Consider the following 15,087-nt stretch of genomic DNA (forward strand, 5'->3'; position numbering starts at 1 on the left):
GTTCAACCATGCAAACCAATGCGCTGATTCTTATCTCCGCCGCGATCGTCTCCGGTGCGGTGGTGCCGTTTCAGGCCGGGGCCAACGCCGTCCTCGGACGGACGCTCGGTCATCCCCTTTGGGGAACGGCGGTATCCCTGTGCGTCAGCTTCGCCTGCATCCTGCCAGTCATGGCGTTGGCGAGGGTGGAAGCGCCAAGCCTCTCGAATCTGGCGCAAGCCCCCCGCTGGGTGTGGATCGGCGGTGTCGTCGGCGTCGCCTACATCACCGGCGCGCTCATGCTTGCGCCGAAACTCGGAGCCGCCGGATTCATCACGGCGGCCATCGCCGGGCAAATGCTGGCGTCGATCATCATCGACCAATGGGGTCTTGTCGGCCTCCCCCGAAAGCCCGTCTCGCTGTCCCGCCTCGCCGGTCTTGGCCTGATTTTTCTCGGGCTGATCGTGATGCAGTTGCAGGCGCTCGGCACGAAGCCGCCCGCCGGCTCGTGACGGCCCGACGCTCTCGCCGACCTCTTGAAGAAAGATCCCCCATGAAACTGCTTCATATCGACTCAAGCATTCTCGGTGAGCAGTCCATAAGCCGTCTGCTGTCCAAAGCCACCGTCCAACGATTGAAGGAACACAATCCAACGATTGAAATCATCCATCGTGATCTGGTCGCTGTTCCCGTTCCACATCTGACTGGCGACCATCTGGCGGCGTCCCCGGCCGCGATGGAAGACATCGCGTTTGGTGAAAAGCTTCTGGACGAGTTCCTCAACGCCAACGTCATCGTCATCGGCGTCGCGCTCTACAACCTGACCATTTCCAGCCAGCTCAGGACATGGATCGACCGGATCGTCATAGCGGGGAAGACGTTCCGCTACACGGAGAACGGCTCGGAAGGGTTGGCGCATGACAAGCGGGTGATCCTTGCCGTGGCGCGGGGCGGTCAATATCGACAGGGCATGTCCCTGGCGTCGACCGAACACGCCGAAGCCTACCTTCGGTCGATGTTCGCGTTCATCGGCGTGACGAGGCTCGACGTGATCGTCGCGGAAGGTCTTGCCATCAGCGAAGCGCACCGGGAAAGCGGCAAACGGGCCGCGTTTGAGGCGATATCGGTCCTCGATCCGTGCTGCGATTTCTAGCGGGCGCTTTGCCAGGTCCTGTCTGACGGCCTTGGAACGGCGCGGCCAGACAGGACCTGTCGGAAGCATCGACCAGCCGCCTACAGAGTCCCAGCGTAGGCACCGCCATCCAGCAGGACGTTCTGCCCGGTCATGAAGCCGGCGTGGGCCGAGCAGAGGAAGGCGCAGGTCGCACCGAACTCCGCCGGATCGCCGAAGCGGCCGGACGGGTTGCCGGCGCGACGGATGTCCATCTCCTCGTCCAGGCTGCGGTTGTTGGCCTTGGCCCCGCCTTCCATGGTGGCGCGCAGGCGGTCGGTCTCGAAGGGGCCGGGCAGCAGGTTGTTGATCGTCACGTTGTGGCGCACGGTCTGGCGCGACAGCCCGGCAACGAAGCCGGTCAACCCGGCCCGCGCGCCGTTGGACAGGCCGAGGATCGGAATCGGCGCCTTCACCGCCGCCGAGGTGACGTTGACGATCCGCCCGAAACGGCGGCCGATCATGCCGTCCACCGTCGCCTTGATGAGGAAGATCGGGGCCAGCATGTTGGCCTCGACGGCGCGGACCCAGTCGTCGCGTTCCCAGTCGCGGAAGTCGCCCGGCGGCGGGCCGCCCGCGTTGTTGACGAGGATGTCCGGCTCAGGGCAGGCGGCGAGCGCGGCGGCGCGCCCCTCCTCCGTCGCGATGTCGCCGACGGCGGTGGTCACGGTGGCGCCGGTCTCCTTGCGGATCTCTTCCGCGGCGGCCTCCAGCAGGTCGCGCCCGCGCGCGGTGATGGTGACCGCCACCCCTTCGCGCGCCAGCGCCAGGGCGCAGGCCTTACCCAGTCCCTTGCTGGCTGCGCACACGATGGCGCGGCGTCCGGCGATTCCCAGATCCATCCTCGTCTCCTCCCTTCCCGGCCTCCAGACCGGCCAGCACCTCGCGGGCCAGCGGCACGGTCAGGGGACGGTGCGCGGCCAGCGAGGCGCGGTCAAGAGCCGCGACCACCCGCCCCGCCGCCTCCAGCGACCGCTCCATCCGGGTCAGCAGGTAGGTGATGAGGTCCATGCCCGGCCGCAACTGCCGGTCAGCGAACAGCTTGACCAGCACGGCGGCGAGCAGCGCGTCGTCGGGCGCCTCCACCCCCACCGCGGGAGCCGCCTTGATGCGGGAGCGCAGGTCGGCCAGTTTCATCCGCCAGCGTGACGGCGGGCGGCGCGACAGCAGGAGCAGATGCCCGCCCGAGTCGCGGGCGAGGTTGTAGAGATGGAACAGCGCCTCCTCCCGCGCCGGCGCGCCGGCCACCCGGTCCGCGTCCTCCACCACCACGGCGTTGGCGCGGCCCAGCAGGGCGTGCGGATCGATCCGCTCCAGAGCGTCGCCCATGGCAATGGGGGCGTGGCTGCGCGCCCGCCAGACATGGCCCAGATGAGTCTTGCCGCAACCGTCCGGCCCGTACAGCGTCAGGGCCGGCGCCGGCCAGGACGGCCAACGGTCGAGCCACGCCACCGCCTCGGCGTTGCTGGGCGCCACGAGGAAATCCTCGCAACCCATGGCGGCGCGGTGTCCGAGGTCGAGCGGTATCTGAGCCGCAAGCGTCATGAGGCGGGGATCATCAGGAGGGGGTACCGCGGTAGTAGGGGCTCTCAAGATAGCGCCCCAACGCGAAGCGTGTCAGCACCCCGATCACCGCCGCCACCGGAACCGCCAGCAGAACCCCGACGAAACCGAACAGCGACCCGCCGGCCAGCAGGGCGAAGATCACCCAGACCGCGTGCAGCCCGACCTTCTCGCCCACCAGCTTCGGCGTCAGGACGTTGCCCTCCACCGCCTGCCCGAACAGGAAGATCGCGATGACGATGGCGATTCGCCACGGGTCGTCGAACTGCAGCAGGGCAAGCCCGGTGCTCGACACGAATCCGAACAGCGAACCGACATAGGGGATGAAAGACAGGAGCCCCGCCATCAGCCCGATCACCAGCCCGAAATCCAGCCCCGCCAGCGACAGCGCCACCGCGTAGAACACCCCGAGCACGAGGCAGACCAGCGCCTGCCCGCGGACGAATCCGGCCAGCGTCTCGTCGACCTCGCGCGCCTGCTCCCGGATGGTCGCGGCATGGTGCAGGGGCAGCCAGCCGTTCACCTTGGCGACCAGGATGTCCCAGTCGCGCATCAGGTAGAAGGCGACGATGGGGGTGATGAACATCACCGACAGCACGTCGAACAGCGCCAGCCCGCCGGACAGGATGTGCTTCAGCACCCGCCCGACCCAACCGACGACGTCCCCGGCGTAGTTGCCGGCAGCACCGCGCAGCCGCTCGACATCCTCCGGCGACAGGCGGTGCACCAGCCGGTCGAGCATCGGCATCAGCCGGTCGCGCGCGGCGTTGGCGTAGTTGGGCAGCACCTCGATCAGGTGGGACACCTGCGACTGCACCAGCGGCAGCAGCAGCAGGACCATCAGCACCAGAACCAGGACGAAGGACAGCAGAACCAGCGTCGTCGCCAGCCAGCGCGGCAGACGCCAGCGCTCGACCCGGTCGACCACCGGATCGAGCAGATATGCGACCGCCAGCCCCACCACGAAGGGCAGCAGCATGCCTGACAGCAGCCACAGCGCCAAAACGAACAGGCCAAGCCCGATCAGCCAGAAGCGGATCTGCTTGCCCGCCGTCACGGCACCCCTCCGTGCCGGCTGAACAGAAGTCCGCCGCGGTAGACGTAGGCCAGCCCGGACAGCACCGTGGTGGCGGCGCAGACCCAGATGAGCAGAGGAACCAACTCCTGCCCGAACAGGTGGAAGTCGGGCAGCCCCAGCCCCGCCGGGGCCAGCACCGCCGCCGCCAGGGCGAGCTGCACCGCCGTGTTGATCTTGCTGACATAGAGCGGCTGCATCGCCAGCGACTCCTTCAGCGTGTAGAGCAGCATCACCCCGCCGATGATCATCAGGTCGCGGAACACCACCAGGATGACCAGCCACAACGGCAGCACGCCGATGTGGCCCAGCGAGACGTAGACGCTGACCAGAAGCGCCTTGTCGGCGATCGGGTCGAGATAGGCGCCGAGCACCGTGCGGGCGCGGAACATGCGGGCCACGGCGCCATCCACGGCGTCGGACACCCCCGCCCCGACGAACAGCCAGAAGGCGACCCCCAGCTCTCCGGCCAGGATGAAATAGACGGCGACCGGCACCACCAGGATGCGGCCGAAGGTGATGATGTTCGGAATGCTCACCGTGGTGCCTTCTGCCGTTTTCCCTTACGCCGCCGCCCCTTCCGGGGTCGGTCCCGGCCCGTCTGTAACGCCGTTGGACGGCCTGCCGTCACGCCCTCCGCGTCACGGACGCGCCGTGCCAGCCGGCAGCGTCCCCAGAATGCGCGGCGGAGCCCCCGGCGCGGCCTGCGGCGCACCGACCGGGGCCGGCGTCACGCTGGGATAGGCCGACGGCGGGGTGGCGGCCGGAGAAAAGCTGGACGGAGCGGTGGCCGAAACGGGCGCCGGCGAAACGGCGGCGGGCTGCGCCATGGACGCCCCGGCGCCCTTCGTCAGCACCTGGAGCTGCCATTCCGGCGTGGGCGCGACCGGCGGAAGCGGCTGGCCCTGGATCGGTTGGCCGGGAGCGGGCACTGGCACCGGCGCGGCGACCGCCCCGGTGCGGGCGAGGCCGAGGTCGCGGCGGGCCAGCGCCTGGCGCAGCCGCTCCACGTCGCCCCGGTGGGTCAGCGTGACCAGCGCCTCGTAGCGGCTGATCGACAGCACATCGGTGCGGGTCACGGCGTTGACCATGCCCAACCGCTTGCGCGTCTCCACCCAGTCGTTGAGGCTGGCCAGCGGCACGCGCACCAGCGTCGACTGCTCCGGCCCGCTCGCCACCGTGTTGTCGCGGCGGTAGGATTCGTCGATGGCGGCCGACACGAAAGTCGTCGCGCGGGTCAGGAAGTCGCCGGCCCGGTCGGCCATGTCGGCCTTCACGTTGACCGTCTGCTGGTCCCGCGTGCCGTCGGGCGTGTAGTGGGTCACCTCGACCGCCAGCGGACGGCCGAGATCGAGCCCGCCGGCCGGCAGGTCGGTCTTGGCGACGACTACGCCTCCGGCGTTGTAGCGCTGGGCGATGCGGGCCAGAGCTTCCTGATCGCCGGACAAGGCCTCGTTCACGCCGATGGCGGAGATATCCGCCAGCTCGCCGTCCGGAACGACCAGCGGCACCAGCGAGGCGCCGGTCTGCCGGCCTTCCCAGGCCTCGCGCCAATCGGTGCGGTCCTCCCACAGGACGGGGCGCCCGTCCACGACGGTGACCGGCAGGATGACGTAGGGCCGGGCGGGCGGCTCGACATACTGCTGGCCGCCGCCGGCCAGCGTCTCGCGCACGGAATTGGGACGGAAGCGCACGGTGATGCTGCCGACATAGCGGGTGGCCGACACCTTCTCGTCGTCGATCTCGAAGCCCTGGACCAGCCGGGCGAGTTCGATGTCCGACACCCGCGGAACCGTGGTGGCCGAGGGGACGAGGCGCTTGTACAGCTCGGCCCAGGCCTTCACCTGCGCGTCGCGGATCGCCTGATCGCGGGCGGCGTTGGCGTTGGCGGCGCTGACGTCCACCTTCACGCCCGACACGGTGAAGGGATCCGCCGCCGGAACCGCCGCGGGCGCAGCCCCTGGCACAGCGGCGGGAGCTGCCACCGCGGGTGGCGCGGCGCCGGGCACCTGCGCGTCCACGGGGCCGGCCGGAACGGCCAGGGCCACGGTGATGGCGGCGAAGCCCGCAAACAGCGGCGCATGGCGGCGGTGGAGCATTGCAAAGCCTTCCGATTCGAGTATGTTCGGCCCGTTCCCTATTGACCCGGCCCAAAATGACCCGGTTCAGGTGGCCCAGGTATATAGCTCAGCCCAAGCGAGGATACCATCAGCACCCAGTCTAATAACACGTCCGACGCCTACAAGCAGGCCGGCGTGGACATTGATGCGGGCAACGCGCTCGTTGACGCGATCAAGCCGCTCGCCCGTTCCACCGCGCGCCCGGGCTCCGACGCCGGGCTGGGCGGGTTCGGCGCCCTGTTCGACCTGCGCGCGGCCGGGTATCACGACCCGCTGCTGGTCGCCACCACGGACGGCGTCGGCACCAAGCTGAAGGTCGCCATCCTGGCGAACCGTCACGACACGGTGGGCATCGACCTCGTGGCGATGTGCGTGAACGACCTCGTCGTCCAGGGCGCGGAGCCGCTGCTGTTCCTCGATTACTACGCCACGGGCAAGCTGGACGTCGCCGCGGGCCGCGCCATCGTCGCCGGCATCGCGGAAGGCTGCCGCCAGGCCGGCTGCGCGCTGGTCGGCGGCGAGACGGCGGAGATGCCGGGCATGTACGCCGAGGGCGACTACGACCTCGCCGGCTTCTCGGTCGGTGCCGTCGAGCGCAAGGACGCGCTGACCGGCGCCACCGTGCGGGACGGCGACGTCGTGCTCGGCCTCGCCTCCTCCGGCGTGCACTCCAACGGTTACTCGCTGGTCCGCAAGCTGGTGGAAAAGTCCGGCCTCGGCTACGACTCGCCCTGCCCCTGGGACGCCGGGAAGACGCTGGGCGAGGCCCTGCTGACCCCGACCCGCATCTATGTGAAGAGCACGCTGGCCGCGGTGCGCGCCGGCACGGTGCGGGCGATGGCCCACATCACCGGCGGTGGCCTGATCGAGAACATCCCGCGCGTCCTGCCGGACGGGCTGGGCGTCACCCTCGACGCGTCCAAGTGGCCGCTGCCCCCGGTCTTCAACTGGCTGATGAAGACGGGCGGGCTGACCCCGCTGGACATGGCGCGCACCTTCAACACCGGCCTCGGCATGGTCGTCGTGGTCCCGGCGGACAAGGCGCAGCAGGCGTCCGAGATCCTGGCCCAGGGCGGCGAGACGGTCTTCACCGTCGGCACCGTCCACGCGGTCAAGGACGGCGACGCCCGCGTCACCGTCACCGGCATGGACACGGCATGGTCGGCCTGACGCCCAACGCTCTGAAGGTTGGAGTCCTGATTTCCGGGCGCGGCAGCAATCTGCAGGCGTTGATCGACGCTTGCGCCGCCCCGGAGTTTCCGGCGGAGATCGCTCTGGTGCTCTCCAACAAGGCCGACGCCTACGGGTTGGAGCGCGCCGCATCCGCCGGGGTTCCGGTCGCCGTGGTCAGCCACCGCGACTTCCCCGGCGACAAGCGCGCCTTCGAAGAGGCCATGGACGCGCGCCTGCGCGAGGCGGGCGTCGAGCTGGTCTGTCTGGCCGGCTTCATGCGGCTGCTGTCGCCCTGGTTCGTCGAGCGCTGGCACGACCGGATGATCAACATCCACCCGTCGCTCCTGCCCTCCTTCAAGGGGCTCGACACGCACCAGCGGGCGCTGGACGCCGGGGTGCGCTTCCACGGCTGCACCGTCCATTACGTGCGCACGGAGATGGACGAAGGGCCGATCATCGCCCAGGCCGCGGTCCCGGTCCTGCCCGGCGACGACGCCGACCGGCTGTCCGCCCGCGTGCTGGAGGCCGAGCACCGGCTCTATCCCCAGGCACTGCGCCTGATCGGCGAGGGCCGCGCCCGCGTCGAGGACGGCCGGGTCGCCCTGTCCGGTCCTGAAGCGACTTTACCGACCCTCATCAACCCGTCGGTCTAAGTCGCCCCTAGCGGAACCCTTGCCGCAACCGTCCGCGCTCCCCACATTCTCCGCCGGAACCATAACAAGGGGAGGCAAAGGGCGATGGCGGTTACCGATCACGGCCACAATCCAGTCAGCGAGGATGTTGTCCGCCGCCACGAGGCGGGCTGGCACGCCTTCACCCGCTTCATGACGCTGGCGACCGCGGGCGTGATCGCCGTGCTGGTCTTCATGGCGATCTTCCTGGTCTGACGGCCGGTTCAAGCGGCCAACCGGCAAACCGTGGCGGGGCGCTTACGCCCCGTCCGGCAGACGGCCGAGCAGAAGGTCGCGCATCTCGCCGACCAGCGCGTCCACCTGCTGCTCCCACGCTTCGGTGCCACCCTGGATGGCGTGCATGACGTGGGTGGCGAGGTGGATCAGCGCGGCGCGCACGCAATCCTCGGCCGGGAAATCCAGCCCCACCGTGTCCTGAAGGAACTGGCCGAGCTGGTCGGCGGAATTCCAGGGGTGGACGACCACCGTGTCGAAGCCGCTGGTCCCCAGGAACACGGCGTTGAGGGCTGTGGCCTGCGCGTTGATCGCGTCGATGGCCGCGTCCTGCTCGATGTTGCCGCGCAGCACCTCCTGGAAGGCCGCCAGACACTGGTCGACGTAGCCGCGCACCAGCAGTTCCACCACGCCCGGATCGCTCAGGTCGTTCCTGCCCTTCACGAGGGGCGGCAGCGGTTCCAGCAGGGCCGCGACGATCGGCTTGACGTGCGGATTTTCCATGGCGGGGGTACTCCTAGCGGTAGAATCCCCGAATACTCGACTTCGCCACGCCTGTCCACGGCGCCGTGAACCGGCGCGGGCGACAAGTTGCGGGCGGAAGGCCCGGAATCGGCCCGGAATCGAAAAGGGCCGCCCCGGTCGGGACGGCCCTTCGCGCAAGGCTGCGAAGCGGACGAGCCGCGATCAGCCAACCAGCTCGATGCCGGCGAAGAAGAAGGCGATCTCCTGGGCGGCCGTCTCCGGAGCGTCGGAGCCGTGCACCGAGTTGGCCTCGATCGACTCGGCGAACTCCTTGCGGATGGTGCCCTCGGCGGCGTTGGCCGGGTTGGTGGCGCCCATGATCTCGCGGTTGCGGGCGATGGCGTTCTCGCCTTCCAGAACCTGGAGCACGACCGGGCCGGAAATCATGAAGGAGACGAGGTCGTTGAAGAACGGACGCTCGCGATGCACGCCGTAGAACTGCTCGGCCTGGGCCTTGGACAGCTGGACGCGCTTCTGCGCGACGATGCGCAGGCCGCCGTCCTCGAACTTGGCGTTGATCTTGCCGGTCAGGTTGCGGCGGGTGGCATCGGGCTTGATGATCGAGAGGGTGCGTTCGACGGCCATGGCGGTGGGCTCCTGCTGGAAATGCGTTATGGGCGCCGCTGGTTTGGCCGGGGCGCCGATTGCGCGGGGTTATATAGGCGCTTTTCGGCCACGGCAACCGGTTCGTGAGGCCGCTTCGCGAGGCTGCGCCGCCCGACTTCGCGCGGCTGCCATGAAGGGTTGCCCCGCGGGTCCCGCTTCAAATCGCGGTTTCCCCGTGGTAAACCGGCGCCGATATGCTGCACATCAACGACCTGACGTTCCGCTACGGCGGACGTGTGCTGTTCGACCGCGCCACCGCGGTCGTGTCGAAGGGCCACCGCGTGGCGCTGGTCGGCCGCAACGGCACCGGAAAATCCACCCTCCTCAAGCTCATCGCCGGCCAGCTCCAGACGGACGCCGGGGCCATCGGCGTGCCCACCGGCACGAAGATCGGCATGGTGGCGCAGGAGGCCCCGAGCGGCGCCACCACCCTGATCGACGCCGTCCTGGCCGCCGACACGGAGCGCACCGCCCTGCTGGCCGAGGCCGAGACGGCCACCGACCCCATGCGCATCGGCGAGATTCACGCCCGGCTGGCCGACATCGAGGCGCATTCGGCACCGTCGCGCGCCGCCCAGGTGCTGTCCGGCCTGGGGTTCGACGCCGACGCGCAGGCGCGGCCCTGCTCCGACTTCTCGGGCGGCTGGCGGATGCGCGTGGCGCTGGCCGGCGTGCTGTTCGCCCGGCCCGACCTGCTGCTGCTCGACGAGCCGACCAACCACCTCGATCTGGAGGCGACCATCTGGCTTGAGGGGTACCTCAAGAACTACCCCCACACGATCCTGCTGGTCAGCCACGACCGCGACCTCTTGAACTCGGTCCCCACGACGACCATCCATGTGGACCAGGGCAAGCTGGTGACCTACGCCGGCAACTACGACCAGTTCCTCAAGCAGCGCCGCGCCAACATGGAGCGGTTGCAGGCCATGGCGACCAAGCAGGAGGCCAAGCGCAAGCACATGATGGCCTTCGTCGAACGCTTCCGCTACAAGGCGACCAAGGCCCGGCAGGCGCAGAGCCGCCTGAAGGCCCTGGAGAAGCTGGAGACCATCACGCTGATGGAGGACGACGCCGAGGTCGTCTTCAACTTCCCCCAGCCGGACGAGATGGCCCCGCCGCTGATCGCGCTGGACGGGGTGACCATCGGCTACGGTGACCGCGCCATCCTGCGCCGCGTCAACCTGCGCATCGACATGGACGACCGCATCGCCCTGCTCGGCGCCAACGGCAACGGCAAGTCCACGCTGGTGAAGCTGCTGGCCGGGCGGCTGGAGGCGATGGCCGGCGAGGTGAAGCGCCCGACCAAGCTGCGCGTCGGCTATTTCGCCCAGCACCAGCAGGACGAGCTGGACCTGTCGCTGACCCCGATCCAGCAGACCCAGCGCATCATGCCGCTGGCGCCGGAGGAGAAGGTGCGCGCCCATCTCGGCCGCTTCGGCTTCCAGCAGAGCAAGGCGGAAACCCGCATCTCCGACCTGTCCGGCGGCGAGAAGGCCCGGCTGCTGCTGGCGCTGATGAGCCGCGAGACGCCGCACATCCTGATGCTCGACGAGCCGACCAACCACCTCGACGTGGACAGCCGCGAGGCGCTGATCGAGGCGATCAACGGGTTCGAGGGCGCCGTCATCCTCATCAGCCACGACCCGCACCTGATCGAGCTGACCGCCGACCGGCTGCTGCTGGTGGCCGACGGCACGGTGCAGCCCTACGACGGCGACCTCGACGACTACCGGCGCTTCCTGCTCGACCGCGCGCGGGCCGAGCGCGCCGCCGCCAAGGGCGGCGAGCCGGCGGACGCCGGAGCCAGCCGCAAGGACCAGCGCCGCGCCGCGGCGGAGGCGCGCGCCACCCTGGCCCCGCTGAAGAAGAAGGCCACCGACGCGGAGTCGCAGGTGAACAAGCTGACCGAGGAGAAGCGCAAGATCGAGGCGAAGCTGGCCGATCCCGCCCTCTACAGCGGTCCCAGCGACAAGCTGCAAAAGCTGCAGATCGACCTCGGCGTCGTGGACAAGAAGCTGTCCGCCGCCGAGGAGGCGTGGCTGGAGCATCTCGAAGCCTATGAATCGGCGGCGGCGGAGGCCGGCGTATGAGCGTGCCGCGCAATGTGGCCTTCACCGGAGCGGCCTCGCTCCCCGCCACGATCGCCCGCCGTGGGCGGCAGGAGCATGGGGAGGAGCGGACTTCCGATGTCCTCGCGGCCTTCCGCGCCAACCTGCCGGACGGGCGGGTGTCGCTGGGCGACCTGATCCAGGCGCTGGGCGACCGCTCGCTGGGCACCATCCTGCTGGCTCTGTCGCTGCCCACCATCGCGCCGGTGCCACTGGGCGTGTCCTGCCTGTTCGACCTGCCGATTCTGCTCTTCTCCGCCCAGATGGCCTTCGGCAAGCGCGGCGCCGCCCTGCCCGGCTGGATTCTCCGCCGCTCGGTCAGCCGCTCCCTCGCCGCGCGGATGATCGACAAGGCGATGCCGCGGCTGACCGCCATCGAGAGGATGCTGAAGCCGCGCCACAGCCGCTTCGCCGGCATCGACGGGGAACGCTGGTTCGGCGTGCTGGTGCTGCTGCTGTCGCTGACCTGCGTGGTGCCGCTGCCGCTGACCGGCTGGCTGCCGGGCTTCGCCCTGGTCCTGCTGTCCCTGGGCCTGATCGAGCGCGATGGGGCCGCGGTCGCGGTCAGCCTCGCCCTCACCGTGGCGGGTCTGGTCTTCTTCGCCCTGGTCGCCAGTGGCCTGTCCTACGCCGGCCAGACCCTGCTGGCCGTCACGTCATATCCCGCGTTCTTGGCATAGCTTCCGCTGCTTCGGCGGGTTGCGGGGGGACCCCGGATGCGACATAAGTGCGCTCTGGGATTGTTAGGTTCGGGACCCCCTGAGGCTCCAGCTTGTTTAGCCCCGGGGTAAAACGCTCAACAGCCAACGGCGAAAGGCCGATCATGACACCAACGGAAATCACCGTCGCGGAGAAGCAGAAAAGCGGCAAGACGCCGCCGGCCGCGTGGCTTTTCTTCCAGCGTTGGTTGGCAAATCCCCTTTCCATGGGCTCCGTAACACCATCCTCGGGCGCGCTCTGCCGGCTGATCGGCGAACAGGTGCTGTGCGGGCCGGATCAGGTCGTCGTGGAGTTCGGCGGCGGCACCGGCGCCATCACCAAGGCCCTGCTCCAGCGCGGCATCCCGGGCAACCGCATCTTCACCTTCGAGATCGACGACCACCTGTCGCGCTTCCTGCGCGGCCATTACCCGGACGTCAACGTCGTCCATGACGACTGCCGCAAGGCCGCCGACATCCTCGGCCCGGAGTTGGTCGGCAAGGTCGGCACGGTGGTGATCGGCATCCCCATGCTGAACCTGCCGATGCGCGCCCAGAAGGAGGTCGTCGAGGCCTGCTTCCGCATCCTGCCCGAGGGCGGGCGCTTCGTTCTCTACACCTACGGCCTCGTGTCGCCGCTGAACCAGCGCGCGCTGGGCGTCAAGGGCAAGCGGCTGGGCTTCACCCCGCTGAACGTCCCGCCGGCCTCCGTCTGGGGCTATTGGAAAGCCAAGCCCTAATCCCCGCTATCATTCCTTGCGCGGCGCCTGCCGCAGCAGGACGTCCGTCAAGCCCACCGGCAGAGCCGCCAGCAGCCACACGGTGGCGGCCATCGGCCAGGGAAAGGTGATGCGCGCCTTGTTGCGGGCCAGCCCGCTCTTGATGACCTGGGCGGCGCGGTCCGCCTCCATCAGGAAAGGCATGGGGAAACGGTTCACCGCGGTCATCCGGCTTTTCACGAAGCCCGGACAGATCACCGTCACGCCGATCCCCTGCCCCGCCAGATCGCCGCGCAGCGACTCGCCGTAGACCCGCACCGCCGCCTTGCTGGCGCAATAGGCGGGCGCGCCGGGCATGCCGCGGAAGCCGGCCAGCGAAGCCATCAGGGCGATCTGCCCGCGCCGCCGCGCCTGCATGCCGGGCAGCAGCGGGTGGACGCTGTTCAGCACGCCGTCCACATTCACCTGGAAGATGCGCCGCGCCTGTTCGGCGCTCTCCACGCCGCCCCCGGTGCCGGCGGAGATTCCGGCGTTGGCGATGACCAGATCGACCGGCGCGCGGGCGTCCAGCGCGCTCAGCCACGCCGCCATCGCCGCGCGGTCGGCCGCGTCGACGAGCGCCGTTTCCACCGACGCCCCGGCGGCGCGGCAGCGCTCCGCCACCGCCTCCAGCCTTGCGGAGTCGCGCCCGCTCAGGGCCAGCGCGACGCCGGGGGCGGCGTAGGCGCGGGCCAGCTCCTCCCCGATGCCGCTGGACGCCCCGGTGATGACGATCGAGCGCGGATCGCGCATGCCCCTTTCCCCCTTGTCCCTGACGCTTGTTGCCTTGGCCGCCCGACGCTATAACGTGAGCCTCCCGATCCCACAAATACTCGTCGAGGCCGCTTTGCCCGCCCAACGCTCCGCCGTTTCCAGCATGACCGGTTTCGCACGCGTGGACGGGCATGCCGACGGCTACAGTTGGACCTTCGAGGTGAAGAGCGTCAACGGGCGCAACCTCGACATCCGCTGCCGCCAGCCCGCCGGCTTCGACACGCTGGAGGCCGCCGCCCGCGCCGAGATCCCCAAGCGGCTGTCCCGCGGCAGCGTCAACCTGAACCTGACCGTCACCCGCAGCCAGTCGGTGGCGCAGCTTCGCATCAACCGCGAGCTTCTCGCCCAGGTGCTGGAGCTGGCGCGCGAGATCGAGGGCGCCGGGGCCGCCCCGCCGCGGCTCGATTCGCTGCTCGCCGTCCGCGGCATCATCGAGCCGGTGGAGGAGGACGAGGGCGAGGCGCGGGAGCGGGTGGAGGCCGCGCTGAAGGTCGACCTCGGCCGGCTGATCGGCGAGCTGGTGACCGCCCGCCTGTCGGAAGGGGCGCGTCTGGTGACCGTCCTGAACGGCCATCTCGACGAGATCGAGCGGCTGATCACCGCCGCCGCCGCCTGCGCCAGCACCCAGCCCGAGGCCTTGCGCGAGCGTCTGCGCAGCCAGGTTGCCGCCCTGCTCGACGCCGCCCCGGCCCTGCCGGAGGAGCGGCTGGCCCAGGAGGCGGCCATTTTGATCGCCAAGGCCGACGTGCGCGAGGAGATGGACCGGCTGCGCGCCCACATCCAGGCCGCCCGCGACATGCTGGCGGAGGGGGGTGCCATCGGCCGCCGCTTCGACTTCCTGTGCCAGGAGTTCAACCGCGAAGCCAACACCCTGTGCTCCAAGTCCGCCGACGTGGAGCTGACCCGCATCGGCCTGTCGTTGAAAGCCTCCATCGAGCAGCTTCGCGAGCAGGTCCAGAACATCGAGTGACACCTACCCCATGCCCGAGACCATGAACACGAAGATCGCCCGGCGTGGCCTGATGCTCGTGCTGTCCTCCCCCTCCGGGGCGGGCAAGACCACCATTTCGCGCCGCCTGCTGGACCGCGACCCCGGCATCACCCTGTCGGTGTCCGTCACCACCCGGCCGATGCGCCCCGGCGAGCAGCCGGGCGTCCATTATTATTTCGTCGACATGCCGGAGTTCGACCGCATGGCCGGGCAGGGCGAGTTGCTGGAGCACGCCCGCGTGTTCGGCAACTGCTACGGCACGCCGCGCCACGCCGTGGAGACGGCGCTGAGCGCCGGGCGCGACGTGCTGTTCGACATCGATTGGCAGGGCATGCAGCAGCTGGCGGCCAACGCCCGCGCCGATCTGGTCAGCATTTTCGTCCTGCCGCCCTCGGGCACCGAACTGGAGCGCCGCCTGCACTCCCGCGGCCAGGACTCGGCGGAGGTGATCGCCCAGCGCATGGCCAAGGCGTCGGACGAGATCAGCCACTGGGGCGAGTATGATTACGTGATCGTCAACAACGACGTGGACGAGAGCGTGCAGGCGGTCCAGGCCTGTCTGAGCGGCGCGGCGCGCGGCTGGGAGAGCCCGGGCGGGTTGCCGGGGTCTTGTGCGACGTGCGAGGCGGGCCCCTCGCCGT

At 69.5% G+C, this 15,087-nt stretch carries 18 protein-coding genes; 10 read left to right on the plus strand and 8 right to left on the minus strand.

Annotated features, from left to right (window positions below; translation table 11 throughout):
* Positions 1-8 precede the first annotated feature (8 nt).
* Both GBZ26_RS02750 and GBZ26_RS02755 read left to right on the plus strand, forming a co-directional pair.
* The gene (locus GBZ26_RS02750; protein ID WP_174437492.1) at positions 9-491 is read left to right on the plus strand and encodes a DMT family transporter; all 483 of its coding nucleotides are present in this window, start codon (positions 9-11) and stop codon (positions 489-491) included.
* 41 nt (positions 492-532) lie between these two features.
* Complete coding sequence (locus GBZ26_RS02755; protein ID WP_174437493.1) at positions 533-1,132, plus strand: FMN-dependent NADH-azoreductase; 600 nt, start codon at positions 533-535, stop codon at positions 1,130-1,132.
* Positions 1,133-1,212: 80 nt separating this feature from the next.
* Here GBZ26_RS02755 and GBZ26_RS02760 read toward each other — a convergent pair whose 3' ends face one another.
* The 5 genes from GBZ26_RS02760 to GBZ26_RS02780 form a co-directional block, all read right to left on the minus strand.
* Positions 1,213-1,992, minus strand: a complete 780-nt coding sequence (locus GBZ26_RS02760) for an SDR family oxidoreductase (protein ID WP_174437494.1) — start codon at positions 1,990-1,992, stop codon at positions 1,213-1,215.
* The gene (locus tag GBZ26_RS02765) at positions 1,931-2,695 is read right to left on the minus strand and encodes an HdaA/DnaA family protein (RefSeq protein ID WP_246653883.1); all 765 of its coding nucleotides are present in this window, start codon (positions 2,693-2,695) and stop codon (positions 1,931-1,933) included. Before GBZ26_RS02765 ends, GBZ26_RS02760 begins: the two co-directional genes overlap by 62 nt.
* Positions 2,696-2,708: 13 nt before the next feature.
* The gene (locus GBZ26_RS02770) at positions 2,709-3,770 is read right to left on the minus strand and encodes an AI-2E family transporter (protein WP_174437495.1); all 1,062 of its coding nucleotides are present in this window, start codon (positions 3,768-3,770) and stop codon (positions 2,709-2,711) included.
* Positions 3,767-4,327 (minus strand): CDP-alcohol phosphatidyltransferase family protein, encoded by a 561-nt coding sequence (locus tag GBZ26_RS02775; RefSeq protein WP_174437496.1) that lies wholly within the window; start codon positions 4,325-4,327, stop codon positions 3,767-3,769. The genes GBZ26_RS02770 and GBZ26_RS02775 overlap by 4 nt, the downstream gene beginning before the upstream one ends.
* 102 nt (positions 4,328-4,429) lie before the next feature.
* Positions 4,430-5,887 (minus strand): DUF2066 domain-containing protein, encoded by a 1,458-nt coding sequence (locus GBZ26_RS02780; protein ID WP_174437497.1) that lies wholly within the window; start codon positions 5,885-5,887, stop codon positions 4,430-4,432.
* Between the two features lie 156 nt (positions 5,888-6,043).
* On the opposite strand from GBZ26_RS02780, the gene purM reads away from it, so the two are divergent.
* The 3 genes from purM (at position 6,044) to GBZ26_RS02795 (ending at position 7,968) form a co-directional block, all read left to right on the plus strand.
* A complete protein-coding gene (gene purM / locus GBZ26_RS02785; protein WP_425514939.1) occupies positions 6,044-7,078 on the plus strand; it encodes a phosphoribosylformylglycinamidine cyclo-ligase in 1,035 nt (344 codons plus the stop codon).
* Positions 7,066-7,734, plus strand: coding sequence for a phosphoribosylglycinamide formyltransferase (gene purN / locus GBZ26_RS02790; protein WP_174437498.1), 669 nt, complete (start codon positions 7,066-7,068; stop codon positions 7,732-7,734). The genes purM and purN overlap by 13 nt, the downstream gene beginning before the upstream one ends.
* Positions 7,735-7,818: 84 nt before the next feature.
* The gene (locus GBZ26_RS02795; protein WP_109072472.1) at positions 7,819-7,968 is read left to right on the plus strand and encodes an aa3-type cytochrome c oxidase subunit IV; all 150 of its coding nucleotides are present in this window, start codon (positions 7,819-7,821) and stop codon (positions 7,966-7,968) included.
* A 42-nt stretch (positions 7,969-8,010) separates the two neighbouring features.
* On the opposite strand, the gene GBZ26_RS02800 is transcribed toward GBZ26_RS02795, so the two are convergent.
* Both GBZ26_RS02800 and ndk read right to left on the minus strand, forming a co-directional pair.
* Entirely contained in the window at positions 8,011-8,490 is a 480-nt protein-coding gene (locus GBZ26_RS02800; protein ID WP_174437499.1) for a hypothetical protein, read from the minus strand.
* A 183-nt stretch (positions 8,491-8,673) separates the two neighbouring features.
* The gene (gene ndk, locus GBZ26_RS02805) at positions 8,674-9,096 is read right to left on the minus strand and encodes a nucleoside-diphosphate kinase (RefSeq protein ID WP_014197473.1); all 423 of its coding nucleotides are present in this window, start codon (positions 9,094-9,096) and stop codon (positions 8,674-8,676) included.
* Between the two features lie 215 nt (positions 9,097-9,311).
* Here ndk and GBZ26_RS02810 point away from each other — a divergent pair, with 215 nt between their 5' ends.
* The 3 genes from GBZ26_RS02810 (at position 9,312) to GBZ26_RS02820 (ending at position 12,663) form a co-directional block, all read left to right on the plus strand.
* Positions 9,312-11,207: an ABC-F family ATP-binding cassette domain-containing protein gene (locus tag GBZ26_RS02810; RefSeq protein WP_174437500.1), complete on the plus strand. Its 1,896-nt coding sequence runs from the start codon at positions 9,312-9,314 to the stop codon at positions 11,205-11,207.
* A complete protein-coding gene (locus GBZ26_RS02815; protein ID WP_174437501.1) occupies positions 11,204-11,905 on the plus strand; it encodes an exopolysaccharide biosynthesis protein in 702 nt (233 codons plus the stop codon). Before GBZ26_RS02810 ends, GBZ26_RS02815 begins: the two co-directional genes overlap by 4 nt.
* A gap of 143 nt (positions 11,906-12,048) precedes the next feature.
* Complete coding sequence (locus GBZ26_RS02820) at positions 12,049-12,663, plus strand: class I SAM-dependent methyltransferase (RefSeq protein ID WP_014197477.1); 615 nt, start codon at positions 12,049-12,051, stop codon at positions 12,661-12,663.
* Positions 12,664-12,672: 9 nt separating this feature from the next.
* On the opposite strand, the gene GBZ26_RS02825 is transcribed toward GBZ26_RS02820, so the two are convergent.
* Entirely contained in the window at positions 12,673-13,434 is a 762-nt protein-coding gene (locus GBZ26_RS02825) for an SDR family NAD(P)-dependent oxidoreductase (RefSeq protein WP_174437502.1), read from the minus strand.
* A gap of 124 nt (positions 13,435-13,558) precedes the next feature.
* Here GBZ26_RS02825 and GBZ26_RS02830 point away from each other — a divergent pair, with 124 nt between their 5' ends.
* Both GBZ26_RS02830 and gmk read left to right on the plus strand, forming a co-directional pair.
* Positions 13,559-14,425 (plus strand): YicC/YloC family endoribonuclease, encoded by an 867-nt coding sequence (locus tag GBZ26_RS02830; RefSeq protein ID WP_174437503.1) that lies wholly within the window; start codon positions 13,559-13,561, stop codon positions 14,423-14,425.
* Positions 14,426-14,435: 10 nt separating this feature from the next.
* Positions 14,436-15,087, plus strand: a 652-nt coding sequence (gene gmk, locus GBZ26_RS02835; RefSeq protein WP_247884751.1) for a guanylate kinase, incomplete at its 3' end; no start/stop codon positions are given.

The sequence above is a fragment of the Azospirillum formosense genome (assembly GCF_013340925.1).
Classification (GTDB): Bacteria; Pseudomonadota; Alphaproteobacteria; order Azospirillales; family Azospirillaceae; genus Azospirillum; species Azospirillum formosense.